At 71.1% G+C, this 24,539-nt stretch carries 21 protein-coding genes and 1 pseudogene; 12 read left to right on the top strand and 10 right to left on the bottom strand.

Translation table 11 applies throughout. From position 1 onward, the window contains the following. Nucleotides 1-358: 358 nt before the first annotated feature. The gene (locus OG272_RS00530; protein ID WP_326573144.1) at nucleotides 359-1,006 is read right to left on the bottom strand and encodes a helix-turn-helix domain-containing protein; all 648 of its coding nucleotides are present in this window, start codon (nucleotides 1,004-1,006) and stop codon (nucleotides 359-361) included. A gap of 99 nt (nucleotides 1,007-1,105) precedes the next feature. Here OG272_RS00530 and OG272_RS00525 point away from each other — a divergent pair, with 99 nt between their 5' ends. From OG272_RS00525 to OG272_RS00505, 5 genes are all read left to right on the top strand, one after another. Further along, a complete protein-coding gene (locus tag OG272_RS00525) occupies nucleotides 1,106-2,740 on the top strand; it encodes a bifunctional 3-(3-hydroxy-phenyl)propionate/3-hydroxycinnamic acid hydroxylase (protein WP_405892125.1) in 1,635 nt (544 codons plus the stop codon). Beyond that, nucleotides 2,737-3,834, top strand: a complete 1,098-nt coding sequence (locus OG272_RS00520) for an alpha/beta hydrolase family protein (RefSeq protein WP_405892124.1) — start codon at nucleotides 2,737-2,739, stop codon at nucleotides 3,832-3,834. The genes OG272_RS00525 and OG272_RS00520 overlap by 4 nt, the downstream gene beginning before the upstream one ends. 9 nt (nucleotides 3,835-3,843) lie before the next feature. After that, nucleotides 3,844-4,713 carry a dioxygenase gene (locus OG272_RS00515; protein WP_405892123.1) on the top strand — a complete coding sequence of 290 codons (870 nt, stop codon included), beginning with the start codon at nucleotides 3,844-3,846 and terminating at the stop codon, nucleotides 4,711-4,713. Further along, nucleotides 4,710-5,765: a maleylacetate reductase gene (locus OG272_RS00510; RefSeq protein WP_328222128.1), complete on the top strand. Its 1,056-nt coding sequence runs from the start codon at nucleotides 4,710-4,712 to the stop codon at nucleotides 5,763-5,765. The genes OG272_RS00515 and OG272_RS00510 overlap by 4 nt, the downstream gene beginning before the upstream one ends. 61 nt (nucleotides 5,766-5,826) lie before the next feature. Next, nucleotides 5,827-6,180, top strand: a complete 354-nt coding sequence (locus OG272_RS00505; RefSeq protein WP_326573136.1) for an EthD domain-containing protein — start codon at nucleotides 5,827-5,829, stop codon at nucleotides 6,178-6,180. A gap of 23 nt (nucleotides 6,181-6,203) precedes the next feature. Here the strand turns inward: OG272_RS00505 and OG272_RS00500 are convergent, their stop codons facing one another. The 3 genes from OG272_RS00500 to OG272_RS00490 form a co-directional block, all read right to left on the bottom strand. Further along, on the bottom strand, nucleotides 6,204-8,654 hold the full coding sequence (locus OG272_RS00500; protein WP_328222127.1) for a hypothetical protein: 2,451 nt from the start codon (nucleotides 8,652-8,654) through the stop codon (nucleotides 6,204-6,206). Nucleotides 8,655-9,027: 373 nt separating this feature from the next. Continuing rightward, nucleotides 9,028-9,327 carry a hypothetical protein gene (locus OG272_RS00495; protein ID WP_326573132.1) on the bottom strand — a complete coding sequence of 100 codons (300 nt, stop codon included), beginning with the start codon at nucleotides 9,325-9,327 and terminating at the stop codon, nucleotides 9,028-9,030. A gap of 249 nt (nucleotides 9,328-9,576) precedes the next feature. Continuing rightward, nucleotides 9,577-10,257 carry a class I SAM-dependent methyltransferase gene (locus OG272_RS00490; RefSeq protein WP_405892121.1) on the bottom strand — a complete coding sequence of 227 codons (681 nt, stop codon included), beginning with the start codon at nucleotides 10,255-10,257 and terminating at the stop codon, nucleotides 9,577-9,579. A 680-nt stretch (nucleotides 10,258-10,937) separates the two neighbouring features. Here OG272_RS00490 and OG272_RS00485 point away from each other — a divergent pair. The 3 genes from OG272_RS00485 (at nucleotide 10,938) to OG272_RS00475 (ending at nucleotide 13,970) form a co-directional block, all read left to right on the top strand. Continuing rightward, entirely contained in the window at nucleotides 10,938-12,053 is a 1,116-nt protein-coding gene (locus tag OG272_RS00485; RefSeq protein ID WP_405895967.1) for a tetratricopeptide repeat protein, read from the top strand. Further along, entirely contained in the window at nucleotides 12,050-13,087 is a 1,038-nt protein-coding gene (locus tag OG272_RS00480) for a polyprenyl synthetase family protein (protein WP_405892119.1), read from the top strand. The genes OG272_RS00485 and OG272_RS00480 overlap by 4 nt, the downstream gene beginning before the upstream one ends. A 619-nt stretch (nucleotides 13,088-13,706) precedes the next feature. Continuing rightward, nucleotides 13,707-13,970, top strand: a complete 264-nt coding sequence (locus tag OG272_RS00475) for a VOC family protein (protein WP_405892118.1) — start codon at nucleotides 13,707-13,709, stop codon at nucleotides 13,968-13,970. Between the two features lie 166 nt (nucleotides 13,971-14,136). On the opposite strand, the gene OG272_RS00470 is transcribed toward OG272_RS00475, so the two are convergent. Next, complete coding sequence (locus tag OG272_RS00470) at nucleotides 14,137-14,550, bottom strand: hypothetical protein (RefSeq protein WP_327732021.1); 414 nt, start codon at nucleotides 14,548-14,550, stop codon at nucleotides 14,137-14,139. 388 nt (nucleotides 14,551-14,938) lie between these two features. On the opposite strand from OG272_RS00470, the gene OG272_RS00465 reads away from it, so the two are divergent. Next, on the top strand, nucleotides 14,939-15,235 hold the full coding sequence (locus OG272_RS00465; RefSeq protein WP_326573121.1) for a hypothetical protein: 297 nt from the start codon (nucleotides 14,939-14,941) through the stop codon (nucleotides 15,233-15,235). A 281-nt stretch (nucleotides 15,236-15,516) separates the two neighbouring features. Then, nucleotides 15,517-15,573: pseudogene (locus tag OG272_RS00460) on the top strand (hypothetical protein); the annotation flags it as partial. Nucleotides 15,574-15,833: 260 nt separating this feature from the next. Here OG272_RS00460 and OG272_RS00455 read toward each other — a convergent pair. Next, entirely contained in the window at nucleotides 15,834-16,538 is a 705-nt protein-coding gene (locus tag OG272_RS00455) for a 2-phosphosulfolactate phosphatase (protein WP_405892116.1), read from the bottom strand. A 267-nt stretch (nucleotides 16,539-16,805) separates the two neighbouring features. Between OG272_RS00455 and OG272_RS00450 the strand changes: the two genes are divergently transcribed. Further along, a complete protein-coding gene (locus OG272_RS00450) occupies nucleotides 16,806-17,654 on the top strand; it encodes an MOSC domain-containing protein (RefSeq protein WP_405892114.1) in 849 nt (282 codons plus the stop codon). 237 nt (nucleotides 17,655-17,891) lie between these two features. Here OG272_RS00450 and OG272_RS00445 read toward each other — a convergent pair whose 3' ends face one another. The 4 genes from OG272_RS00445 to OG272_RS00430 form a co-directional block, all read right to left on the bottom strand. Continuing rightward, the gene (locus tag OG272_RS00445; RefSeq protein WP_405892113.1) at nucleotides 17,892-18,539 is read right to left on the bottom strand and encodes an NAD(P)H-binding protein; all 648 of its coding nucleotides are present in this window, start codon (nucleotides 18,537-18,539) and stop codon (nucleotides 17,892-17,894) included. Between the two features lie 9 nt (nucleotides 18,540-18,548). Next, nucleotides 18,549-19,313: an SDR family oxidoreductase gene (locus OG272_RS00440; RefSeq protein WP_326573113.1), complete on the bottom strand. Its 765-nt coding sequence runs from the start codon at nucleotides 19,311-19,313 to the stop codon at nucleotides 18,549-18,551. A gap of 152 nt (nucleotides 19,314-19,465) precedes the next feature. Then, entirely contained in the window at nucleotides 19,466-20,137 is a 672-nt protein-coding gene (locus OG272_RS00435; protein ID WP_326573111.1) for a ScbR family autoregulator-binding transcription factor, read from the bottom strand. Between the two features lie 1,124 nt (nucleotides 20,138-21,261). Beyond that, nucleotides 21,262-22,257: a ScbA/BarX family gamma-butyrolactone biosynthesis protein gene (locus OG272_RS00430; RefSeq protein WP_327726238.1), complete on the bottom strand. Its 996-nt coding sequence runs from the start codon at nucleotides 22,255-22,257 to the stop codon at nucleotides 21,262-21,264. A gap of 1,615 nt (nucleotides 22,258-23,872) precedes the next feature. On the opposite strand from OG272_RS00430, the gene OG272_RS00425 reads away from it, so the two are divergent. Further along, nucleotides 23,873-24,496 (top strand): ScbR family autoregulator-binding transcription factor, encoded by a 624-nt coding sequence (locus tag OG272_RS00425; protein ID WP_326573106.1) that lies wholly within the window; start codon nucleotides 23,873-23,875, stop codon nucleotides 24,494-24,496. The last annotated feature ends 43 nt before the right edge of the window (nucleotides 24,497-24,539 follow it).

Here is a 24,539-nt window from a genome sequence, read left to right as displayed (position 1 = left end):
GGGTCGAGTGAAGACGGCGACTTGGCTCAGCGGGTCCGCACCCGGACGGTCGTCACGCCGCGCGCCGCCGGAACTTCTTCCGCCTCCCTGGTCCTGGAACTGCTGGTGCCGGTGGTGCTGGTGGTGCTGGTGGTGCTGGTTCACGAAGGCACCGTCGGCGGGGGAGCCGTTCGCGCGCCGACAGTGCTCGCGGGCCGGCCCCGCGTCGTGACTCGGGTCAGCCGGACTCTGGCGGTTCGGACACAGAGGCCCCCTTGATGTGAACTGGGACTCGCATTGAGTCGGACGGCAAGCTCACATACCGCCGCATCGACCGTCCAGGGCCGCGCGCACCTCTCCGTGAGAGGGGAATCCGGGCTCAGCGCCCTTCCGGGGTCCCGAGGAGGTAGGACACGACGGCGGTCTGGAGGTGGCAGCGCAGTTCGTTCCAGGGCAGCGGGCGGTCGGACTCCAGGAACTCGCCCTGGGTGATGCGGTGCGCGACCGTGGCGTAGATCAGGCGGTACGCGAAGTCCAGCGCGACCTCGGGGTCCGGATGTGCGACGGGTGTGTGACGCAGTGCCTCGGTGAAGTGGCGATTGCCCTCGAGGCTCACTCGGGAGCCCTCGGCTCGTACCGCTTCGTGGCGGGTGCCGAGCAGCAGGAAGACGCGCAGCAGGGCCTCATGTGCCTGGAAGCTGTCGGTGATCGCGCCCACCGCCTCGGCGACCGCCACGGCCGGATCGCGCAGGATCCGCAAGCGCTCCGCGGACATGCGCCCCGTGATCTCGGCCTGGAGGTTCTCGGTGAACGCGCGCTGGATGGCCAGCAGCAGGCCTTCCTTGTCGCCGAACCGCCGGTAGATGCTGCCGACCGCCATGCCGGCCCGCTCGGCGACGGCGGCCACGGTGAGCGCGTCCACTCCGCCCTCCGCGAGCAGTGCGTACCCGGCCCGCAGGATGTCCTGCTGCGAACGGCGGCTGCGTTCCTGGAGGGCGGCAGGTCTGCCGGTGGAGGGCTCGGTCACCCGCGCAGTTTATCGACCGACCTCTTGACGTCCATGTCGCTGGTATGTGAATCTCCACTCACATTAAATGTGAATCGCGCTTCACATGCGGACCTCGGCGTGAACGGCCGAGCCGCGCCCCTCTCTCTTCCCACCTCACCCCTCGCCATGGCGCGGGGCTGTTCCTGGAGGTGTCTCATCGCTCCCCTCTACGACATCGCCGTCGTCGGCTACGGACCGACCGGCCTCACCGCCGCGTCCCTGCTCGGCCGGCTGGGCCACCGGGTGGTGGTCTGCGAGCGCTGGCCCGGCCTCTACGGGCTGCCCAGACTCACCCACATCGACGACGAGACCGCCCGGACCGTCCAGGCGGCCGGTGATGTCGACGAGGCGCTGCGGGACTCGTCGATGTGCCAGTACGTGTGGGTCAACGGCAAGGGCGAGAACCTGGTGACCATCCCGGCGAACCCCGAGGGCCCGATGGGGTATCCGGATCACATCTCCATGTACCAGCCGGATGTGGAGAACGCGATCGACAGGCGGTTGCGCGGCTACGGCACGGTCGACGTCCGTCAGGGCTGGGCGGTCACCGGCATCGACCAGGACGACGACGGTGTCGACCTGCGTCTGCGCGGCTGGAACACCGACGCCATGTGCGCGGACGGACCGCACGACAGCGTCCGGGCCCGCTATGTGATCGCCGCCGACGGCAGCCGCAGCGGAATCCGCGAACTGCTCGACGTGGAGCGCCAGGACTTCGGCTTCAACGAGCAGTGGGTCAACGTGGACGCCGAGTGGCTGTGCCCCCAGCCCGCCCAGTTCGCGTACGGCACCCAGTACTGCGATCCCGCGCGCGGGCACATGACCATCAACATCGGCGCGACCCGCCAGCGCTTCGAGTTCGCCCTCCTCCCGGGCGAGAACCGCGAGGACATGAACACCCCGGAGACCGCCTGGCGGCTCCTGCGCGAGTACCACGACCTCGGCCCGGAGGACGTGCGGATCATCCGGCAGCTGGTCTACGGCTTCGAGGCCCGCATCGCCACCCGCTGGCGGACCGGCAGGGTCTTCCTGGCCGGCGACGCCGCCCACACCATGCCGCCGTACCTCGGCCAGGGCGCGTGCAGCGGCCTGCGCGACGCCACCAATCTCGCCTGGAAGCTGCACCTCGTGCTCGGCGGCCTGGCGCCCGACGCACTCATGGACACCTACGAGAGCGAGCGCCGCCCGCACGTCACCGCGATCACCCACGCGGCGATCGGCCTCGGCAAGGTCGCCAACATGCACGACACCGAGGCCGCCGCGGCCCGGGACGCGGCCTTCTTCAGCGGCAAGGTGCCCCCGCCGCCGCCGTTCCCCCCGCTGAGCGGCGGAGTGCTGCGCAGGGAAGCCGGCACGCCGGTCGGCACCCTCACCCCCCAGGGCCGCATCCGTCTGGCCGACGGCCGCACCGGACGACTCGACGACCTGACCGGATACGGCTTCACCCTGGTCACCGCCGAGGATCCCGCCGACGCCCTGGGGCCCGAGCGGCTCGCCCGGTTGGAGCGCCTGGACTGCGCCGTGGTCCCCCTCGACACGGTCGAGGACCTCGACGGACGACACCGGGAGTACCTCCACCGGCTCGGCGTGGTCGCGTATCTGGCACGTCCCGACTTCGTGCTGTTCGGTACGGCGGCCGACACCACTGACCTGGGCGCTCTGGTGGACGACCTCGACGTCGCACTGTCCGGGACAGTGGGTGCGGCCGTATGACGACCGGAGATCCCGGCGCGGGGGCCCAGTTGCCGCCGCTGGTCGCCGCCCAGCACCGGGCCATGCCCTTCACCCGGCTCACCGACTGCGGCATGGACCTCGCCGACGCCCGACGGCTGCTCGCCGACACCAGCGCCGGAATCCCGTGGCAGGATGCCGCCGCGCTGGTCGCCGACGTACAACTGGAGCGCGCGCGGTCGGCGGAAGCCTCCGGGCACAGCACCACCGCCTCGCAGGCCTACCGGTTCGCTTCCGCGGCGCTGATGTTCGCGCAGATGGCCTACCAGAGCGACACGGCGGAGAAGCGGGAGCTGTACGCCCGCCACACCGCCGCGACCGCAGCTCTCGCACCCCGCGTGGAGCGGGTGGAGATCACTCACCGAGGCGGCGTCCTCGGCGGCTGGCTGTCGCTGCCGGAGGCCGCCCCGCCCCGGGCCACCGTCATCGTGTGGGGCGGTCTGAGCGGTTGGGGGGCCGCGTATCTCGCCCTCGCCGACGCGTACACGGCGCGCGGCCTGGCCTGTCTGCTCGCCGAAGGCCCCGGTCAGGGCGAGTCACGGCTGCGCCACGGACTGTACGTCGACGAGCACGTCACCGACGGCTTCGCCCGCTTCGTCGACCTGGTCGAGGCCGATCCCCGCCTCGACGGTGCCATCGGAGTCCAGGGCGTCAGCTTCGGCGGCCTGTTCGCCGCCCACTTGGCCGCCGCCGATCCGCGCGTCGGCGCGGTGGTCGTCAACGGTGCTCCAGCGGTCCCGACCGTCCCGGAATTCCGTACCGCCCGCGAGCAGATGGCCGCCGTGGTCGGCACCGACGACCTGGTGCGGGTGGCGGAGGTCATGAACGGCCTGCGCTTCGACCCGGACAAGCACCGCATCGGCTGCCCGCTGCTCCTGCTGCACGGCGGCCGTGACCCCCTCGCCCGCTACGAGGACCAGGAGCCGTTCCTCCACGCCGCCGACCCCGCCACCTCGACCGTGCGGATCTGGCCCGACGGCGAGCACACCCTCTACAACCACGCGGCCGAACGCGACGCGCTCACCGGTGACTGGTTCAGCGACCTCCTCGTCGGCCAAGCCACCCCGAACCGTTAGGAACACCCAGTGGACTTCACCGTCGAGACCGCCACCGACGCGGTGGTGGAGAGCTTCCGGCAGACCGAGGATCAGCGGCTGCGGCAGGTCATGGAGAGTCTGGCCCGCCACCTCCACGACTTCGTGCGGGACATCGAACCGACCATGGAGGAATGGGAGGCCGCGATCGGTTTCCTCACCGCCGTCGGCCAGACCTGCGACGACACCCGCCAGGAGTTCGTCCTGCTCTCCGACGTCCTGGGCGTCTCCATGCTCGTCGAGACCCTGAACGGGGCCGAGGAGGGAACCGAGAGCACCGTCCTCGGACCCTTCCACATGACGGAGTCACCCCGCCGCGAGCTCGGCGCCCGCATCGACCTCCTCGGCACCGGCCGCCCGTGTGTGGTGTCCGGCCGCGTGCTCGCCGCCGACGGCACCCCGCTGCCGGACACCGAACTCGACGTGTGGCAGTGCTCGCAGGACGGCGTCTACGACGTGCAGCAGCCCGACGTACAGCCGCCGGGCAACGGCCGCGGGCTCTTCCGCACGGACGGCGAAGGCCGCTACTGGTTCCGTACCGTCGTCCCCTCCCACTACCCGATCCCCACCGACGGCCCCGTCGGCCGTCTCCTCGAAGCCACCGGCCGGCACCCCTACCGGCCCGCCCACATCCACTTCATCGCGAGTGCCGGGCACCACCGCCCGGTCACCACCCACGCGTTCGTCGCGGGCAGCCCGTACGTCGACTCCGACGCGGTCTTCGCGGTCAAGCGAGGCCTGATCACCGACTTCACCGCCTCGTACGAGGAGCGGGAGGCCGAGCGCTTCGGTGTGAGCGTCCCCTTCACACACGCCCGGTTCGACATCGTGCTGGCCTCGGAAGCCGAGGCGGCAGGATGACCTTCACCTACGAAGCCTTGCCGATGCGGGTGGTGTTCGGCACCGGAAGCCTGCGCCGACTTCCCCAGGAAGTCGAGCGGTTGGGCCTGCGACGGCTGCTGGTGCTGTCCACCCCCGGCCAGCGCGCTCTCGCCGAGCACGCGGCCGGCCTGCTGGGCGACGCGTGCGTCGCACTGTTCACCGGGGCCCGGACGCACGTGCCGGTCGAAGTCGCCGAAGCGGCCCGTACGGCCGCACACGATGCCGACGCGGACGGCTGCCTGGCCATCGGCGGCGGCTCCACCATCGGTCTGGGCAAGGCGATCGCCCTGAGCTCGGGCCTGCCCGTGATCAGTGTGCCGACGACCTACGCCGGCTCGGAGATGACCACCGTATGGGGACTCACCGAGGACGGACGCAAGCGCACCGGCCGCGACCGCGCGGTCCTGCCCCGCAGTGTGCTCTACGACCCCGAACTCACCGTCGGCCTCCCCGCGGACCTGTCGGTGACCAGCGGCTTCAACGCCATCGCCCATGCCGTGGAAGCCCTGTACGCGCCGGACGCCTCACCGATCGTGTCCCTGATGGCCGAGGAAGGGGTGCGCTCGCTGGTCGCGGCCCTGCCGGTCGTCGCCGCCGACCCCGGCGACCTGCGGGCCCGCACCGACGCGCTGCGTGGAGCGTGGCTGTGCGGGGCGTGCCTGGGGGCCACGACCATGTCGCTGCACCACAAGCTGTGCCACATCCTGGGCGGCACCTTCGACCTGCCCCACGCCGCCACCCACACCGTCCTGCTCCCGTACGTCGCCGCCTTCAACCTCCCCGCGGCACCCGCCGCCGAGCATGCCCTGTGCCGCGCGCTGGCCACCGACGACGTACCGAAGCACCTCGCGCGAGCGTCCGCCGAACTCGGCGCCCCGTGCTCCCTGGCCGAACTGGGCCTCACCGAGCGCGACTTCGACGAAATCACCGCCCAGGCGCAGGCTCAGCCCTACGCCAATCCACGACCGGTCACCGAAGACGTCCTCCGCTCCCTCCTCGCGGACGCCCTGAAGGGAACCCTCGCCCCCTGACCGGGCCGTCACGGACATCCGCCACATCCATCTGCCCCACCTCGCCACACCAGGAGAATCAATGATCAAGTTGGTGGCCGCCGTACGGCGACGCCCCGGCATGACGCACGCCGAGTACGCCGAGTACATCGAGAACGTGCACGGCGGGATAGCTCTCGCCGACAGGCTGACCGTGCGCAAATACGTCCAGAACCATGTGCTCGACGGCGCCTATGGCGCGCTCGGCGATGTGGGCTACCAGGTGACGCTGCCTCGCGACTCCGTGACCGAGCTGTACTTCGACGACCTCGAGTCCATGGGGCAGACCTTCGCGGACCCGTACACGCGCGAGGTGGTCGGCCCGGACGCGGTCAACTTCAGCGACCAGCCCGCCGCACTCGCCCCCTCCCGGACAACACCGGGAGGGGGCGGGTGACACAGCCCGGCGGGGGCGGCCGCCTACTGGCCGTCGCCGGCGAGCTGCTGTTCCAGCTTGCGGGCCCGCTTCACCACACTGGGCTTGACCCGGCGGTTCTCCAGGGTCCGGGCGAGACCGCTCACCAGCCGGGTGGCGGGCTCGCTCTTGCCCTGCTGGTCGAGCGACCGGGCGAGGTGCTCGATGTCGCGGGCCAGACGGATGTGGCCGAACGTCTCGGCGGCGGCGTTCAGGTCTCCGTACGCCTGCTCGGCGCGCTGCCGACCCGACTCGGTGTCGGCCGTCGTGAGCTCCAGGCGCGGACCCGAACCGTCGCCACCACCCCGCATGACCTTGCCAGGGACGGTCTCTGCCAGCGCCAGGCAGGCGGCGGCGTGCTTGGCGACGGCCTCGCCGGGAATCCGGTCCACGACCTCGCGCAGCACGTCGTTGGCCGCGTGCAGCACCCGGCTTCCGCCCAGCGCCAGCACACGTCCCACGGCGTCCGTGCAGACGTCGTCCGCCAGCCGCTCCTGCTCACGGCTGGCCGGGCGTTCCACCCGGAGCATGAGCGGCGCGGCCATGACCTGTCCGGCCGAGGCACCGGCGACGGAGGCCGCTGCGCCGCCGACGGCCGTGCGCAGCGCGGCGTACACGCGGTACGTGCCGGGTTCGGCGATCTGCCAGCCGCCGAGTCCGGAACTGAGCACGATCTGCTCGTAGAGAGCCTCGCCGGGCTGCAGCACGATGGGTTCGGGGCGCATGCAGTACTTCAAGTACGGCCGGTGCATCCGGGCCTCGGCCTCCCCTTCGCGCTGGATGACGATGCCGATGCCGTCGCCCATCAGCTCGTTGCCGTCGACCATCACCGGGTCGGTGGAGGTGTTGGCCAGCTTCAGCTCCCCGATCACCGGCTCGAGCATGCCGTAGCGGTACGCACCCTGGTGGTCGGGGTTGCGGCTGGCCCGAAGAGAGAGCGTCAGCGGGCTGGGGGCGGAGTACTGGCGGACCTGCTCGAAGGCATGGTGGTCGAACCAGGGGATGTTGCCCATCTGCGCGAACCGCTCGGGCGCGTGCCGCAGGAACCGCAGTTCGTTCTCCGAGAAGAAGTACTGGAAGTCGCGGAAGAACGCCGGCTCCCTACCGTTGACCTTGGACGGGTAGTTCATGAAGCTCCGGGACTCGGGCTCGTTGGCGAGCGGGATCCACGGAGTTCCCCACTCCGATTCCTTGTCCCAGGCGTGCGCGAGGTTGAAGCAGTGCCCGATCTCGTGCACGGCAGTCCAGAAGCGCATCCGGCGGGCGAACGCCTCGGGCGCGGGGTCGTTCGGCGGGAGCTCGGAGATGAACGAGTCGGAGAAGATCGCGCAGCCCTGCCGCTGGGCGGTGCCGATGTCATCGAACATGATGCCGCCGAGCCTTCGGCCCAGGTCGTGAAGGCCCGCGAACAGGGTCCACACCTGCCACTGGGCGACGCCCTGCCCGCCGGGCCCCGGCTTCCACTCGGACCAGTGCTGCTGCATCGCGTCGTGCATCTCGATGTCGGACCACTTGTCGTTGACGGAGGCCGAGCGCGGGATCACGTTGCTGCCGCGGGTGCGGGTGACCTTGATTCCCTGGCGGGCGTAGGCGTCCTCCACCGTGAGGGTGATGTCGGGGAGGCCGGCGGGGCGCACCGGGTGGTCGTGCAGCGCGTACGCATCCGTCTGCTCGGCTCCCTCGACGCGGTCGAACTCGATCCCGACCTCGCGGAACGCCGACCGGGCGAAGGTGTAGCCGAGGACCAGATCGGCGGCGCCCGGGCTGCTGAAGGTCACCCGCGCGGCGGGAGGCTGCAGCGGTGGCCGGCCGGAGAGCTGCACGCGGATCCTGGTGGCGGACCGCAGGGCGGCGTTGCCGTCGCGGTGGGTGATAGGGCCGGTGTACGAGCCGTCCGGCTGCTTGGTCACCTTGGCGATCCAGGTGAGACCGCCGGTCATGAGGCGCCAGACACGGCCCGAGACGGTCATCGTGGGGGCCGGCCCGTCCACGTCCACGCGGAGTTCCTCGAACAGTCCGAGGGCGGCGCCGGGCGGGATCGTCTCCGCCGGCGGCTGACCGGTCCGGGGCTGCTCGACCGGGGTCCCGTTCTCTTCGGGAAGGACACCTCCCGGCATCGCCGAACCGGTCGGCCGCACCTCCGGCGCGACGGTCGCGGCCATGCCGGGCATCGCCGGTACGCTCTGCACGACCTGCGCGCCGTCGTGCTCGGGGGTGGGGACGATGGGCAGGTCAGTGCGGACGTACACGCCGCTGCGCCGGACCAGGAGGGCCGCTGCCGCTCCTGGTTGAGCGTCGGCCGCCGTGTCCCAGCGGTCCTGGACGCCCTCGGCGTACGGGCCCGAGCCGTACCCGGCTCGTTCCCGGCCGTCACCGGCGAGGCGGGAGATCTCCTCGACGACGGCGCGGACGAGCTCGTCGAGCCCACTCGGCGGACGGTGCTTCTGTGTGGTCATGCCGGCCTCTCCTCAGCCCGGGATCCGTCGCCCGGGCGTGGTGGTGCAGCGGAAGGGGTGGGTGTCCGGCCGCTTCGGGACGCGTTGACGCGCGGTCTGCGGGCGTCTGGCGTGCCGACATGGCGTGCCGCGTCAGGGCAGGGAGCTGCAACGGTGGGCACGCCTGAGCGCGATGCGGACGGCTGCCGAACCGGGCCGGAGCGTGTGCCCCGTCCGGTTGCGCCGCTGAGCGCACACACCCGCCGTCGGAAGGCCGGACCCCTTCAAGTGGAAGCCCGGCCACCCCGGATCGCAATTCGACCACGCCCGATCGAGCCCGTCCGTGGAGCGCCTCGCCCGGCAGACCTCCCCGTCCACACGTAACGCTCCCCGGTCACACGTAACCGGGGAGGTCTCCGCTCGCGCGGACGATGAGGGCGTTGTCGGCGTCGAGGTCGACCAGGACCGCCTTGCTGACGGTGGTGTCGATCTCCACGCTCTCGCGTGGCCCTCCCCGGACCGAGACCTCCACCGTGACCCCGCCGTCCCGCACCGGAACCTCGAGGGAGCGGGCCAGGCCGATCTGCCGTCTGGTGTGCACCGAGGCATCGTCCAGGACGACGGTTCCGTCCACGGCGACCACGACGTGCTCGCCCTGGAAACCTTCCTGCAGTGCGATCTGAAGCACGCTCATGGCATCAGCCTCACTTCGTCGGCTCGCCGACAGGCTTCTGACGCCCCGACGATACGGCGGCCGGCCCGGCACGGCCTTCCGACGCCGACCCGCGGCTGATGCCCGCAGACACCGAGGGTCGGCAAGGGTGTGTGACCGCCTCGCACACCTGCGCCCCGGTCGAAGCAGCCCCGGGCCGCACGGCGAGTTGTCTCACTCCACCCAGCGGGCAGCCGCGGCGACGACCGGTCCCGCCGCGAGCCGAGGGTCTCAGCGCAGTCGGCGCACCCGCAGCACCAGGTCGTCGGCATGGTGCGCGCCGGCACCACCCTCTGGTGCCACGCGCGGCCGTTGCTCGTCCACCTCTACCTCCCAGTCGTCGTCGAGGAGATCGGCGACCATCGAGGGCCAGACGTAGTCAGCCGGGTCGAAGCCGTTGTCGTGCGCCTGCTGGGTGTCCATCCCCGCGTGGTGGACGAGCAGCAGCACGCCGCCGGGCGCGACGGCCGCGAGCAGCGCTCGCTCGGCGGCGGCGTCGGGGGTGCGCAGCAAGGCCGGGTACTGCGCGGAGACCAGGTCGAAGGAGGCCGGCGGGAGCGTCGCCTCGGTGAGTGCGGCGTGTACCCAGTGAACGGCGACGCCGGCGTCCCGCGCGTGTCCGGCCGCCCGCTCCAGCGCCACGCCGGAGACCTCGATCGCGGTCACGTCCCAGCCGCCGCGCGCGAGCCAGACGGCGTCCGCGCCTTCGCCGCAGCCGACGTCGAGCACCCGCCCGGGTATGAGCCCGTCGATCTCGGCCACGAGCGCACCATTGGGCCGGCCGCTCCACAACTGTGGTCGGTCGGCGTACCGGTTGTCCCACTCCGCCCGAACTGCGGGGTCTCCGACGTATCCGTCGGCAGGCGACGGGATGTCGGACGCGGGCGATCCTGCTGCGATGTTGTCGGTCACGGGCCCACCGTCGCCCACCGCGTTCCGGTCTGCCACTCCTGTTGCCGGTCCGGCAAAACGGCGTCCGAAGGGCGTGGCATCGGACGTCATCGAGACCCGGTGGGCGGTCGAGGGCCCCCTCGCCCGACCCGGCGGTTCAAGGGCTACGCCTCGGCCATGAACGTCGCGTCGGCCTCCACCACGGGTATCTGCAACCGGCGTGCCGCATAAGCGGGCGCTGACACCTCGTCAGCTGCACTTTCCGCCAAGTCTGCTGGCAGGGAAGCCGGGAGGCCGAGCCTGGTCGTGCGTCATCGACTCACGGAGCACCACCGCAGCCGGCCTGCTCCTGGCGGTGCTGGATCGCGGCCGCGAGCGTGCGGGACGCCGTCGCCGGCCAAGCCTCCATCGAGGAGGTGGCCCCTCCGAGCACCCCACCACTGCGAAGCCATGGCCCAACTGGCAATGATCAAGCAGGACATGAAGGGCTGACCAGTGGGGAAGGCGGCCCTCTCGGCCCCTCGTGAGGTGATCTGCGCCTCAGGGGCAACCACCTTGGTGCACATGACGTCTTGATCGGCAACAGATGATGCCGAGGCCCCCGGGCAAGCGTTCATTTCCGACGCTCTATACACATCATGTATACACGCTATGTATAGATCGCGTGTATAGACGGCATGCGTACGGACCGAAAGGCAACCATGTACGGCAAGGCGTTCGCCCCCGAATACCAGGGCGCCCTGACCACCCTGTCCGTGAACTCCTCTCTTCCAGAGGTACTGGCGGCCGGCACGCGGCAGTTGAGAGAGGCCGAGCGCGCCGGGGAACACGGCGAGGCGGCGCGCTCCGGGCTCGCGGTGGCCGAGGCGCACCGGCGGCTGGGACAGATCGGGGAGGCCGACCGGGCGTGGAAGGCGAGTTACCGGGCGGCCCGGGTGGTGGGAGACAAGGGGGCGATGGCCTGGGCGCTGTGGAGCGGCGGCACTCTTGCCCGGCAACGGGGCTCGTTCGCGCTGGCCCGGCGCCTGCTCGGACTCGCGGCCGGGCTGGGTGAACAGGGAGGTGATGTCGTCGTGCGCGGCTACTCCCTCGCAGGGCTGGCTGAGACGGGCAGGATCCAGGGCGACTACGAGGCCGTCGCCCGGCTGCACGAGCAGTTGCTGGCCGAGGCCCGGCGGCGCGGTGAGGCCCGGCACACGGTGTGGGCGCTGGAGGGCATCGCGCAGATCCACCGCCAGCGGGGGGCGTACGACAGCGCGTACGCGATGTTCGAGGAGGCGGCCGGAATAGCCGCGGGCGCCGACGATCGGCGCGGCCACGCCTGGGCGCTGCGCGGGCTTGCCGACATCGTCTCGGCGCGGGACGGGGACGTCGAGCGGGCACTCGCCCTGCTGTCGGAGGCGGAGGCCACCTGCCGGGCGATGCGGCTCTCCAGCGCGCTGGCCTACAACCACAAGATGCGGGGCAACGTCCTTTACCGGGCCGGGCGTTACGCCGAGGCGCGCGACACGTACGAGCGTGCACTGACGGAGTTCCGCGAGATGAGCGAGCCACGTGGGCAGGCGCTGGCCCGGCTGGGGCTGGCCAAGTCACTCGCCCGCCTGGGCCGCGACCGCGCCGAGACGGCTGCCGACCTGGCCGATCTGGCACGAGAGTTGGAACGGATCGGGCTACGGCACGCCAGGGAGATGGTGGGGCGGGCGCAGGACGAACTCGGTGTGCGGGCGCAGGACGAATTCGGTGTGCGGGCCCGGGGCGAACTCGGTGCGCGGGCCGCCCAGGAGGATCGCGGCGTCCCGGCGGAGGTCGCACGGTGACGCCGATCTCCTCGGCGCTGCAGGCTCCGGTCGAGGTCCCCCTCGTCCTGGAACGCTGCCGTGAGATGGTGCGGCCCGCGCTGCTGGAGGCGGTCGGGCGGATGCATCCCTGGGTGAGTGAGATGGCCTCGTACTCCTTCGGCTGGTGTGAGGTGGGCGGCGCTCCCGCTGCCTCATCCGGTGGCAAGGGGGTGCGGCAGGCACTGGCCGTGCTCGGGGCCGAGGCGGTGGGTGCCCCTGGCCGGGCCGGGGTACCCGCGGCGGTCGCGGTGGAACTGGTGCACGCCTTCTCACTGCTCCACGACGACATCATGGACGGCGACCAGGCCCGGCGCCGTCGCCCCGCGGTCTGGAAGGCATACGGCACCGGGCCCGCGGTTCTCGCGGGCGACGCCCTGTTCGCGCTGGCCGTAGAGACGCTCGCCGCCACCGAGGGGGGTGCGTCCGCGTTGCGGATGCTGTCGGCGGCGCTGGGCGATCTGGTGCGCGGGCAGGCGGACGACCTGCTGTTCGCCGCACGCCCCTGGACGGGGCCGGGGCGTGTGCGACCGGCGGAGTACCGGACGATGGCCGAGCGCAAGACAGGCGCGCTGCTGGGCTGCGCGGCCGCGCTCGGCGCCCTGCTCGGCGGCGGCCCGCCGTCCGCGGTCGCCGCTCTCGACCGGGCCGGCCGCCGTCTCGGGCTGGCCTTCCAGATCGTCGACGACCTGCTGGGCATCTGGGGCGACCCCGAGGTCACCGGCAAACCCGTTCACGGCGATCTTCGGGAGCGCAAGAAGACCTTCCCCGTGCTGGCTGCGCTCGACTCTCCATCCCCTGAGGCGCGGCGTCTGGCCGCGCTGCTGCAGTCGGGAGCGGACCCACAGGAGGCGGCCGTACTCGTCGCGGCGGCGGGCGGCCGGGCGGCGGCGCTGGACGAGGCACGGGGGCACATCTCGGCGGCGCAGGTCGCACTGGCGGACGTCTCGGTGCGGGGCACGGTCGGCGACGAGCTACGGGCGCTGGCGGCGTTCCTCGTGCGACGCGACCTCTAGGGGCGTGTGGGCCCGCGTTCCGGGGCCTTCCCACCGGGCCTGGAGACAGCCGAGTGCCCCCACGGACGCACCGGAGAGCCCGAGCTGGTCTTCGCCGCGTCCCCGGGGCAGGGTGCAGACGGTGCCGACCGTCTCCGTACCGTAAACGTCGCCGTCGCCAACGGCCGGATGCCCGGCTGAACACGGGCCGGGCATCCGGCGGTTCACACTGAGCACGCAACCGCCGAACACGCCCTCGTCGACACAAACGCTTGCGGCAACCGACCCGCTGGACCACCGCCGAGACCGGCTGCCCGCCGCCTACCAGGCCATCGCAGGCCTCGTTCCGGACCGCAGTGGGGCCTCTTGCACAACGACCAGCGCACAGGGCCCGCACGCGTCATCCGCCTTCACACACCGACTCTTTGGTTGGCGAGCAGAGCACCGCGGCTGGTGAGCGAGCTGATCTCAGTCTGGCGACGGTGCTTGCGAAGGTCATTGCAGAGCGGGCGCAGAGGATCGCAGGCAGGGCACTGCAACCTGTTCTGGTGCACATAGAGGCTCTCGATGCCCCGGCGGTCGGCCGGTGCCGGGGAAGGAGGAGGCGCTCGGCTGGTGTGCCATCGACGAGGAACCCGGCGTGATCGCCGTTGAACCCGTCGGCTTCGACTGGCTGGACCCTGCCACTGTCTGCGTCGATGTCGTTGCCGTCCCGGAACTCAAGACGACAAGGAACCCCTTGCACCTCGATCTCGCCACCACCTCTGTGGCCGATCAGGCGGAGCCGGTCGCGCGCCTGCGGTCTTGCGGTGCGACGCCTGCCGCCGTGGGCCAGGGCGACGTCCCGTGGACGTGCCTGGCCGACCCGGAGGGCCACGCGTTCTGCGTCCTCGCCCCGTCCTGACGCGGAGCCTTGACGACACTCCGACACGTGAACCCTGGCTGCTCACACGCCATGACTCCGGTGGGCCGGGCTGGGGCGTCTCGGCAGATACGGGCGTCCTCACCAGCCCCATGAGATGGCTGGTAAGTCATACCGACGCGGGCGCGCAGACGGCGGCCTGAGTGCCTCAGTCGGTGGACGAGCGCCTCAGCCGACGAGTTGGTTCGCCGGAGGCCAGCCATCGCCAGCGTCGGCGCTCCGTGACGAGGGTGGCGGCGGCCAACAGGGTCACCAGACACGCCGCCCACGCGGGCCAGGCCAGCCACGAGGAAGCCACGGCCGAGGCAAGCTGGAGAAGCACCAGAAGGATCGTGACCCAGCCCGGAACTGGGATGATCACATGTGCCTTGTCACCCGGAGTGGACAGGCACGTGGGAAGGCCGATCAAGAACACCACGGACAGGGCGGCAAGCAGCCATGAGTGGCCGGCCAGCGCCCAGGGGGTCGCCACCCAGGCGACGAGTTCCACCGCGAAGCGCAGGCCGGACGCACCCCGGTCGTCCGGTCGTGCGGAAATCGTTTCCCCAGCAGCGTCGGTCACCTCCGGACGATCTCACTTGCCGCGCCCAACGGCCAAGAGCCTGCGCGCCGTTGTCCGCCCACCGGCTTCCTCGCGACGGCCGCGATGGTCAGCCTGCTCGACCCCGAAGCCTGAGCGTCGAGGAACAAGCTCGGTTTCGAGGGCGTCGCGTACCGGTGACGGGGGTAGGCCGGGTGATGGTCGCGTCGGACCTCGCCGAGCGGATACTCATGGCCCCGAAGTCGCTGATCATGCCGACCGCCGAGTTTCCCACTGGCCCTGCCGCGCGGCCAGGCCGCCGTTACCCCACCAGCCCGCGCCGCGTCAGTCAGTCAGTCAGTGGCAGAGCCACGATCATCGGAACCGCTTACGCGTATCAATGTCAGTGGCGGCTGGAAGGCTGGACGCCATGAACGGCGACGAACAGCTGCTGCGCGGCCGGGTCTACGGCCACGACCACGACGACCCCGACCCGGGCCCACGCCCGTGGCAGACCTACGCCACGCTCACAGGCGGGCCGCTGGACGGCCTGCTGCTGGACATCACGGGCTGGCGGCCAGAGGAGGTCGACGACGGCGTCGCCCTGCCCACCGAACTGGGGAAGTTTCCCGGCGGGCGGGCGCTCTACGACCCACGCCCCGGCGATCCGCGTACACCGGGCCCGGGGGTGAGCTGCCGCTTCTACTATTCCGGTGACACCCCCTGAATCGTCGCCCCGACCAACAGCCCGACCACGGTGATGGGACACCCCATGACCCCGACCACGGCAGGTCGCGCCTCGGCATGCCTGGCCGACCGCTCCCGCGCCCACCCGTTGCGGCGGACCGCCGTCGCGCTTGTGCCGCAGGCCCGTTCACCACCGTCGGCAACCCGAAGCAGGGGTGTACCCGGTGGGGTGAGGACACAACGCCGGGTGAACTCGCTGCCTCCGCCCGTCGTCCTGGGTAGGGAGCCGCTCCAGGAAGTACGTGTGGCACGGCCGGCCTCGTGGTCGTGGACATCGCGGCCGCCGCCGACGCGACCGCGGGCGCCCTCCAGGCCGTTGTCGCCGACCAGTGGGCGATCGCCGCCGGCGACCGTACGACCGGGGGGCCCGGGACAGCGCGGCGTACGGCTGCGCCTGTACGCCCACTTGGCGCAGACACTTGCCCACGGCAGCGCGGACCGGCTCGGCGAAGTCGCCGCCGCAACAACCCGGTTCAGCCGCCTGCCGCCGCTCCGAACCACAGCCATCGGGACATGCAGTTCCTGCCGCAAGCCCGACCAGGTGCTCGCTCGCGCAGGTTGAAAGTGGACCTCACCAGCTATCGGACCGGGTCCTCGTCAGTCAGCGAAGGCATCGCTCGTGGACGCAGGACCATGAGCGAGCCTTCCAAGGTCGCCACCATGGCAAAGGGGAACCGGTCCACCTCAAGACAGAGCGCAACGTCATCAGGATGGACGCCTTGGCGCACCCCCTCCGTCAGTTCGGCGGCAGCGCGCGACTCTGCAGCGCGGCGGAGAAACCCGGCAGCATCCGTCCCAGACCCGGTGGCCCTCCGAGCGATGTACTGAGCACACGCCATATCTTCATCGGCCTGCCCATCGTCGCCAGTGACCACGAACGTGACACTGTCGCTCTTGCGCGTCCGCAAGAGCTGCGCCGTTGCCTCCGCCACCACGAAACTGGCGCACAGCACCAGCGGCGCCTCCTTGACCGCAAGGGCGCCGACCGTCCCTGCCGTCGTCTTCTGCACAACGGTCCGTCCGCCGAGGTCAACAGAGCGCAGCAGGCCCGGCGAGTTGACCATGTCGAACCCGGGCGCGGGCGGCCCGTCCTTGAGCGCCACCCAGTCCGGGTGGCGAGCCTTGAGGGCCCGGGCGTCGTCCAGCGACTCAGCTAGAACGATCTTTTCCGCCCCCTGAGCAAAGGCCCAGGCAGCCACGGTGAAAGCACGCATGACGTCGACCACGACCGCGACCGACGGGGTTTCCACCAGATCAGCGATACCAAGAAAACGAGACTCCATTCAGATCATGATCGCGCATGCCCGACCCCAAGCACCCGGAGAGTGGTGCGCATCACGTCGATGATCTCGGAACGCAACATCTCCGGCTGCCTGCGTCGCGAAGTGGTCCGTAATGACACGCCTGCTCATCGCCACACGGGGTCACCCGCACACGACCTCTGCGGACACCAGCCATCGCGCGCACGTGCCGTACGGTCGCCGGCAGAGTCGCGATCACCCTGGTCTGAAACGCACGCGGGGCGGTGTGACAGCGCCCATGATTGATCCATGGGAACCGTGACGGCGTTACGCCGGTACCCGGTGAAGTCCATGCTCGGCGAGGCTCTGACAAGCGTGGCGGTCACCGAACGCGGGCTGCGCGGAGACCGGGTGTCCGCCGTTCTCGACGATTCGGGCACGGTCGGCAGCGCCAAGCACCCCCGCAAGTGGGGCCCGCTGCTCCGCTGCCGCGCCACGCTGAACGGCACCGACACGGTCATGGTCGAGCTGCCGGACGGAATCGTCCAGTCGGCCGGAGACCCTGACCTGGACGCGCGGCTGTCCAAGCTGCTGGGTCGCCACGTTTCCTTGTCGGACACCCCACGGGAGCACGGCGGCGTGCTCGAACGGGCAGTGCCCGAATACGAGGGTGGTGTCCCAGACGCCCTCCGGAGCACAGCAACCACCGACGCTACCGGCGCGGCCATCACCTCCGGCCAGGTCGCACCGGGGACCTTCTTCGACTACGGCACAGTCCACCTCGTCACCACAGCTGCCCTGGCACGGCTGCGCGCCACGTACCCCACGGGGGACTTCGACCCGCGCCGCTTCCGCCCCAACCTGGTCGTCGACCCGCACGACGGGCCAGGATTCCCCGAGGATGCCTGGATACATTCCCATCTGCGCATCGGCGAGGCTCTCTTCCGGGTCGTGGTGCCCACACCCCGGTGCGTGATCCCCACGCTCGCTCAGGAAGAGTTGCCAGCCGACCCCGGCATCATGCGTGCCGTCGCCCGCGAGCACCGCATACCGGTCTTCGACCTGGGCCGGCTGTCGTGCGTCGGGGTATATCTGGACGTCCTCGAACCCGGCACGGTACGGATCGGCGACCCGGTCACGAGACTGGGCAGCTCGTGATCAGTCGTGTGACGGCTCGCCCAACGCGGCGACAAGCACGCTACGACGGCCACCTCCTGGCGCCGATCGACTCGTTCACGAGGGACCTCGAAGATCATTGAACGGGGCCACATGACCCGTTCCGCCGGGCCATTCCACGCGTTCGAGGCCATGAGGTCCACGGTTTGGGAACGGGTGTCGGCGTACTCCTGAAAATGCGCACCTGGGTACGGATGAACGTGCTCAGGCCCTGGCGATTCAACGGAAGGCGTCGGCGTTCTCCGAAGCCCACTGCCGGAACGGGCGAGCTGGCGTTCCGGTGACCTGAGAAACCGTGTCGCGCACCATCAGCAGCTCGGGGTTCACGTCTCCACCAGTGACGTCGAGCACCGCGTCCGCGGCCTTGACCCCGAAGACCGCGACCATCTGCGCGTGGGCCTGCCGACGGCTGATCTCGGCGAAGGGAACCTCCCGACCCAGTACTGCCGCGATGGCCTCGACCTGCTGTCGGGCGGTTATCGGCTCTGGCCCGGTCAAGGCATACGTGCGTCCGTGGTGGCCGGGCTCGGTCAGTGCCATCCGTGCCACCGATGCGATGTCCGCGGGGTGGATGGTCGGCAGCGCGGTCTCGGCGTACGGCGCGCGGACGGTCTCGCGGCCACGGATGGACGCAGCCCACATCAGGGCGTTCGACGCGAACTGCGTCGGCCGCAGGATCGTCCAGGCCATGCCGGTTTCCTTGAGCAGTTGCTCCACCGCAAGGTTCTCGTCGGCGGGGCCGAGGTGCGGGTGGGTCTGGACGGTGATGGACGACACCAGCACGATGTGCTCCACTCCCGCCTGCCGGGCGGCTTCGAGGGTGTCGGCGTCCGAGCCCAGACGCGACACAAGAAACAGCGAGCGCACCCCCTGGCGTTAAAGGTGGGTGCCGCCGCTGGCGTCGAGGTGTTGGCCGGTGATCCAGCGGGATTGGTCGGAGGCGAGGAAGGCGGTGATGTCGGCGATGTCGGTGGGTTGGCCGAGGCGGTTGAAGGCGGACTGGTTGGCGAGGTGAGTGGTGGCTGCAGGTGTGGTGCGTTTGCGTTTGTTCATGTCGGTTTCTATATATCCGGGGTTGATGGTGTTGACGGTTATGGCGCGGGGGGCGAGTTCTTTAGCGAGGGCGAGAGTGAAGGTGTTGAGGGCGCCTTTGGTCATGGAGTAGACGATGGATTCGGGGTAGGCGATGCGGGTCGCTGCGGAGGAGATGTTGATGATGCGGCCGCCGTTGGGGATGTGGGGGAGGGTTCGTTGGACGAGGAAGAGGAGTGATTTGGTGTTGATGGTGAAGAGGTGGTCGAAGAGTTCGGGCGTGACTTCGTGGATGCGGGCGGATCCGCTGGCTGCCGCGTTGTTGACGAGGATGTCGAGTTGGTTTTTTTTCCCGTGTTGAGTGAGGCCGTTTTGGAGTTGGGTGTAGAGAGTGTTGATGTCGTTGGGGGTGCCTAGTTCGGCGCGTATGGGGAAGGCGTGGCCGCCTTCTTGGGTGATGAGGCGGAGGGTTTCCTGGGCGGCTTGTTCGTTGGTGCCGTAGTGGACTGCGGTGAGGGCTCCTTCCTGGGCCAGTTTGCGTGCGATGCCCCGGCCGATTCCGCGGCTGGCTCCTGTGACCAGGGCTGTTTTGCCGGCCAGTCTTTTCATGTTGGGGCCCTCTTGGTGGTCGGTGGCGGGGGAGTTGTGGGTGCAACCGGCCAGTGGGCGCCGGCGCCGTGGGGTCCGCTGGGTGAGGGTGTGCCGGTGTGTCCTTGAAGTGCGCGGGCGGGGTGTTTGGGGTTCAGCGGGCTGTGGTTTGGCTAGCTGGTTGTGGTTGTGGTTGTGGGTTGGTTTTGGGGTTGTTGGGTTTCTTGGTGGACGTGGGCGCCGCGGGTGGGGGTGAGGTGGAGGTTGGTGATGATGGGGGGTTGGGTGATGGTGGGGAGGAGGTGGCGTAGGAGGTGGGTGGCTCGGGTGGTGAGGTCGTTGTAGTCGGTGAAGGCTTGGGACATGGATTGGATGCCGGCGAAGGAGCCGACGATGACGTCGGAGGTGGTGGGGGGGTGGATGTGGGGGAGGAGTTCGCCTTGGGTTTGGGCGTTTTCGAGGATTTCCTGGATGAGTTGGCTCCAGCGTTGGAAGGGGCCGGTGCGGTCGAGGGTGGTGGCCATTTGGTCCATGGCGAGGCGGACGCTGGCGCGGACCATGGGGTCGGTCTGGAGGCGGTGGGCGTGGAGCATGACGATGTCGACGAGTTCTTGTGTTCTGCAGGGTCTGCGGGGGATGTGGAAGTGGTTGTCCTGGGCGTCGAGGACGCCGAGGGCGAGTTCTTCTTTGGATCGGAAGTGGAAGTAGAGGGCTCCTTTGGTGACTCCGGCGCAGTTGAGGATTTCGGAGATGGTGGCGGCTTGGTAGCCGCGTTCTTCGAATACTTTGGCTGCGGCGAGGAGGATGGTTCGGTGTGTGCGGATGGCCCGGTCCTGTTTTGCCATGCGGTCTCCCCGTGTGTGTCGTGGCTGACGGGCTCCGGTAAAGAAACCGCCTAGTACGTATATTACAGCGGGGGTGGGGTGGGGGGTGGGGTGGTCCGCTGTGCCGGGTGCGGTGAGCGGGGGGCCGGGGTGCGGGTGCCGGGGGTGGGTGCGGGCTGGAGGGGGAGACCGGCTGGGGTGCTGGGGTGCTGGGGTGCTGGGGTGCTGGGGTGCCGGGGTGTTGGGGTGCCGGGGTGCCGGGGTGCCGGGGTGCTGGGGTGTGGGGTGGTGGGGTGGTGGGGGTGTGCTTTCCCGGGTGGTGTGGTGGGTTGTCCGGGGGTGGGGGTGCGGCCGGTTCGTGTGGGTGATGTCCGCCGCGCCGGTCTGCTCCGGGCTGCCCTGGCCTGCCTCGGCCTGCCTCGGCCTGCCTCGGCCTGCCTCGGGCTGCCCTGGCCTGGGTCGGGCTGGGTCGGGCTGGGTCGGGCTGGCTCGGGCTGGCTCGGGCTGGCTCGTGTGTGGTGTGTGTGGTGGTGGGGTTTGGGGCTGTCGTAGTGGCTGGTTTGTTCCTGGCTGGCGCTGTTGTTTTGTTGCCGTGTCTTTGGGGGTGTGTGCCTGCGGGGGTGTGGGGTTCTGCCCGCGGGGGTGTTGGGGGGTGTCGGGCCTGCTCCCGGTGTGTGTGGTCTTGGCGGGCTTGGGTGGCGGGGGTTCCCCCGGGGTGCCTGACCTGCGCCCGCGGGTGTGGGGGGCTCCCGGGGGTCCGGCGGGCTTGGTTTTTCGGTGGCGGGGGTTCTCCCGGGGTGCCTGACCTGTGCCTGGGGGGTGTTGGGTTCCCGTCCCGGGGGTGTTGGGCCTGCCCTGAGGGGTGTTGGGTCCGGCTTCCGGCAGCGGGGGGTGGGGGTGCCGGGGGTGTCGGGTCTGCCTTGGGGGTGTGTCTGTGGGGGTGTTGGGTCCGGCTTCCGGCAGTTGGGGCTGGGGGCTGGGTGCGGGCTGGAGGGGGAGACCGGCTCGGGTGCTGGGGTGCTGGGGTGCTGGGGTGCTGGGGGTGTGTCTGTGGGGGGGGGTGGGTTGTTGGGTGTGGGGTGGTGGTGTGGGTGCCTGGTGTGTTGGTTGGTGTCTGTGGGGTGGGGTGGGGTGGTTTGTGCTGGTCAGTGGGGGGTGGGGGTTACGGTGCAGTGGAAGACGGGTTGGCCGTTTTGGTGGCCGGTGATCTGGACGGGTGTGTGGGGGCCGGGGTTGGGGCCGGGGTTGGGGGTGGGGGTGGCTTTGATGATGCAGGGGGTGTGGAGTTCGGCGTAGCGGTGGAAGGTGCTGGTGAGGGAGAGGGGGAGGAGGGGGTGGGGCAGGACGGTTGCGGTGGCCTGGCGGGCGGCTTCGATCAGGACCATGCCGGGCACGTGGTCGACGGGGTGGTCGAAGAGGACGGGGTGGCGGGTGTCGAGGCGTAGTTGCCAGTGGTGGGGTGTGGTGAGGGGGGTGAGGACGACGTCGGTGGGGGATGTGCGTCCGACGGTTTGTGGTGCGACGGGGGCGGTGAGGGGGAGGCGGGGGTGTGTGGTGGGGGGTGTGTGGGGGGTGCGGAGGCGCTGGTAGACGGTGGGGGAGGCGCAGGAGTAGGAGGCGCTGCCGGTGGCGAGGGGTTGTCCGTCGCGTCGGATCACTGCTTCGTAGCGCAGGGCTGCCAGGGTGCGGCCGCGGCGTTTGATGTCGGGGCAGGTGATGTCGAGTTCCAGGGAGGCGGGGGCGGCGCCGATGTGGAGCTGTTCGGGGTGTACGGCGATGTTGAGTTCCCACATCAGGAAGTGGTGGCCGAGGGGGACGCCGAATTCTGCGTGGGCCAGGAGTGAGCCGACCTGGCGGATTGTTTCGGCTGCGATGAGCGGGTCGTGGCGGCCTTCGACGGCGGTGAAGAAGCTGTGGGCGCGGGGCCATTGGGCTCTGACGGTGAAGCGGGTGTCGTCGGTGCGTTCCCAGCCGGTGAGCAGGACTTCCGCGACCGCTGCGCGGTGGACGAACTCTTTGGGGACGGTGGTGGTGAGGGCGAGGTGGTCGAAGGCGCCGGGGAGGCTGGAGGCCCCGGTGAGGGCTTTCGGCGGTGCTGTGCGGAGCGTTGGGTGTTCGACCTGGAATGTGCTCGCGGTCATTGATCCCCCTTGAACACGACTGTGGGAGGTGGGCCGTCCGGCCCCCTGGCGGGGGCCTTGGGGCCCTCTGGGCGCCCCAACATACATACCAACCGGTTTTGTTTCTAGCGGTAGCCGGGACTCCGCTAATCCGGAACGGGGGGGTGTGCGGTGGGGTGTGTCCGGGGGGTGCGGGCGGCGGTTGCCGCGCACTTGGGCGGGGTGAGGGTGCGGGCGCGGCGGGCCGGGCGGGGCTCAAGCGGAACCAAGGGTTTTCTCCAGGGCGGCGGTGGAGCATGGCCGGCGGGAGGGATCCATGGACGGGCGTGGTGGAGCGGCCCCGGTGCTGCGGGTGGAGTGCGGTGGGGCCGGTGGGAGGGGACTGGCGGCCGTTGCCGTGGTGCTGTTCGTGCTGTTCGTGCTGTGCGGCGGCCCGGCTGTCCGGGCGGCGGGGCCGGCCGGCGGTGCTGGTGCGGGGGGCGGGCCGGGCTGGTGCGGGGGGCGTGATGGCTGCCGGCCGCCGGGGAGTTGGCGGTGAGGGGGAGCGGCTGCGCGGTACGGCGGAGCGTGCGGCCGGCTGCCGGGCCGGGAGCGGGGGCGGGATCTCCTTCGGTCTGTCGCGGAAGGGGTCTGGCGTGGCGGGTGCCGTCCGGTGTGCGGGGGCGGCACCGGGGGCCGGTGTGCGGGCTTGGGCCGCGTGCGGCGGGAGGGCGGGCGCGGCGCGGCAGGTGGGGGGCGGCGCGGCGGCCCGTAAGCGGAGCGGTCCGCCCCGCGTCCGGGTCCCGGCGGTGGGGCCGGGCGGCCGCGCGGTCCGGGTCTCTTCGGCGGGGCCAGGGCGGTCCGGGGCGGCGTGTGGCGGGTGCCGGGCCGGTGGGGGGACGGGCCGTACCCCGTTGGTGTGATGGCCGGGCGGGGGCGGGGCGGGGCCTGCGGGCGGTGTCTGCCGGTGTCCGGGGCGTGGGTGTCCTCGGTGGCGTGCCGGGGTTTCGCGGGCGGGGCCGGGCGGGGGCGGGGCGGGGCGGGGTTGGCGTGGTGCCGCTGGGTGTGTGCCGGGGCGCGGGCCGGGGGCGGACTCCTGCGTGCGGCGCGGGCGGGGGCCCTGCGCCGGCTGGTCGGTGGCAAGGCCTACGGTGGTGGGTGCGTCGTGAGGGACGGTGTGCCCGCCGGTACGGGCCTGGCGCGCGCGTGGACGCACCTGCGGGGACGCGGGTGCGGGGACGGTCTGCCAGTGCCAGTGCCAGTGCCAGTGCCAGTGCCAGTGCCAGTGCCAGTGCCAGCGTCGGCGTCGGCGCGGTGCCGGAGCCGGGGTTCCCCCGGGCGGGCGGGCGGTCACGGTGTGCCGGGCCGGGGCGGGGTGCCCCGGCCGCGCGGCCGGGGCACGGCCTGGCCGGCCACGTCACCGGCCGGTGACACGGCCGGTGACGTGGCCGTGTCGCCGGGCGGCGGGCTGTCGGCGTCCGGTGCGTGGCCGGTCCGTCCGGGTCCGGTGCTGCGCGGGTGGGGCGTGGCGCGCCGGCCCGTGCGCGGACACGCCCGACCCGCCCTCGTGTGATGAGCGAACCGATGATCCACCGGACGCCGCACGCCCTGTTGCCGGGGGTGCCGCGGGACCGCAGTGCCAGCCAGGAGACAGCCGATGGTCAAGCAGGAGCGCGCGGCCCGTACCCGCGGGGCACTCATCCGTGCCGGGGCCGAAGTGTTCGCGCAGGAGGGCTTCGCGCCCGCTTCGCTGTCGGCGATCAGCAGACGGGCGGGGGTCAGCAACGGTGCGCTGCACTTCCATTTCGCGAGCAAGAAGGCGCTGGCGCAGGCGGTCGAGGCCGAGGCGCTGGAAGGGATGCGGCAGGTCGTGCGTGATGCCCTGCGCCAGGACGGCGGCCCTCTGCGGGTGCTGGTGGAGGCGACGTACGGCCTGATGGGCCGGATCGCCGATGACGTCGTGGTGCGGGCGGGGTTCGAGCTGGGCGGCGGTCCGCGCCGCCGGGAGGGTTCCTCGCTGCGGGGGGAGTGGCAGCGCTGGGTGGAGGAGACGCTGCTGCGCGCCGAACGGGACGGCTGGCTGGCCGAGGGGGTCTCCGCGGATGACGCCGCGACCGCCGTCGTGGCCGCCACGGTCGGCTTCGAGGTGCTCGCCGGCACGGACCGGGCGTGGCTCTCCGAGCGGAAGGTCACGGGGCTGTGGGGCCTGCTGCTGCCCCGGCTGACCGCCCCGCACGCCCTGGTGCCCGGGGACGCCGGCGACAGCGGGCCGCGGCGGTAACACCCTGCCGGACCGCTCCGGCCCTGCGCACTCCACCCGCACA

The organism is Streptomyces sp. NBC_00104 (genome assembly GCF_045160825.1).
GTDB lineage: Bacteria > Actinomycetota > Actinomycetes > Streptomycetales > Streptomycetaceae > Streptomyces.
This window is presented reverse-complemented; position numbering and strand designations above follow the sequence as displayed.

Excerpts from the sequence above, each read along its gene's own strand:
- OG272_RS00520 (WP_405892124.1), top strand. The coding sequence starts at position 2,737 with ATGACGACCGGAGATCCCGGCGCGGGGGCCCAGTTGCCGCCGCTGGTC.
- OG272_RS00510 (WP_328222128.1), top strand. The coding sequence starts at position 4,710 with ATGACCTTCACCTACGAAGCCTTGCCGATGCGGGTGGTGTTCGGCACC.
- OG272_RS00505 (WP_326573136.1), top strand. The coding sequence starts at position 5,827 with ATGATCAAGTTGGTGGCCGCCGTACGGCGACGCCCCGGCATGACGCAC.
- OG272_RS00500 (WP_328222127.1), bottom strand. The coding sequence starts at position 8,654 with ATGACCACACAGAAGCACCGTCCGCCGAGTGGGCTCGACGAGCTCGTC.
- OG272_RS00495 (WP_326573132.1), bottom strand. The coding sequence starts at position 9,327 with ATGAGCGTGCTTCAGATCGCACTGCAGGAAGGTTTCCAGGGCGAGCAC.
- OG272_RS00485 (WP_405895967.1), top strand. The coding sequence starts at position 10,938 with ATGTACGGCAAGGCGTTCGCCCCCGAATACCAGGGCGCCCTGACCACC.
- OG272_RS00465 (WP_326573121.1), top strand. The coding sequence starts at position 14,939 with ATGAACGGCGACGAACAGCTGCTGCGCGGCCGGGTCTACGGCCACGAC.
- OG272_RS00455 (WP_405892116.1), bottom strand. The coding sequence starts at position 16,538 with ATGGAGTCTCGTTTTCTTGGTATCGCTGATCTGGTGGAAACCCCGTCG.
- OG272_RS00450 (WP_405892114.1), top strand. The coding sequence starts at position 16,806 with ATGGGAACCGTGACGGCGTTACGCCGGTACCCGGTGAAGTCCATGCTC.
- OG272_RS00440 (WP_326573113.1), bottom strand. The coding sequence starts at position 19,313 with ATGAAAAGACTGGCCGGCAAAACAGCCCTGGTCACAGGAGCCAGCCGC.
- OG272_RS00435 (WP_326573111.1), bottom strand. The coding sequence starts at position 20,137 with ATGGCAAAACAGGACCGGGCCATCCGCACACACCGAACCATCCTCCTC.
- OG272_RS00430 (WP_327726238.1), bottom strand. The coding sequence starts at position 22,257 with ATGACCGCGAGCACATTCCAGGTCGAACACCCAACGCTCCGCACAGCA.
- OG272_RS00425 (WP_326573106.1), top strand. The coding sequence starts at position 23,873 with ATGGTCAAGCAGGAGCGCGCGGCCCGTACCCGCGGGGCACTCATCCGT.